The sequence below is a fragment of the Bartonella sp. AA56HLJMS genome, assembly GCF_042197145.1.
Classification (GTDB): domain Bacteria; phylum Pseudomonadota; class Alphaproteobacteria; order Rhizobiales; family Rhizobiaceae; genus Bartonella.
Window position 1 is genome coordinate 1 of sequence record NZ_JBHIRL010000103.1, and the last position, 674, is coordinate 674.

The following is a 674-nucleotide window of genomic DNA, read 5'->3' on the forward strand; positions in this document are numbered from 1 at the left end:
CGTTCATGTTTTTTGACCGAACACCACGGAAAATTTGCCAAATCCCAAGGATAATCAATTTGGTTCCAGCTTAACTCCTCGTCAAAGTCATCTATCCAATTACCAATAAGCCTGCCTTCTTCTTTTGTGAGCGTGTGATTGATTTCTGTTGTGCGCCCAAAGGAAAACAAAGTGCCCCCAGCTGTTAAGCGAACACCGCTTTCATACTCCAACATGCTGTCATCAAGGCGTGACATATTGCATTCAACAGCTTGCACATTATAACCATAGGTCCCACGGCGAAAATCAGAGCGCAAACTTTTGGAAAGATCTGTGATTGCTTCAATGGCTTCAAGGCTTTTGCGTTCAGGCAACTGATCAAAATCAAGTTGAAAGGAGTTCCACCATGCGCGCCCCGTCCAGGCGGGTTGAAAGCGTGCTGTAATCTCTAGCCATTCAAGCCCCATCTCTATTGCCGCAAGGGAGCCACGTATCCTCTGCCATTGAAGCCCTTGATCAATCAAATCATAGAGATTTGGAACATAAGGTGTCAGTTCACCAAGCCCGTATTCTTCAATCAACCACGGCAAGAAACGGGGAGGGCGTGTGATCAGTTTTGCGCGTGAAATCCCCAAAACAGAACCATCAATATCTTGATGAAAATCGCAAGCATCGGCAAGGCGCTTTTCAAATTC

Annotated in this window: 1 protein-coding gene; it reads right to left on the reverse strand. The window is 46.0% G+C overall.

Translation table 11 applies throughout. The features are described 5' to 3' along the window. A partial coding sequence (locus ACFINI_RS10100; RefSeq protein WP_375648057.1) for a phage tail protein occupies nt 1-674 on the reverse strand: 674 nt, incomplete at both ends.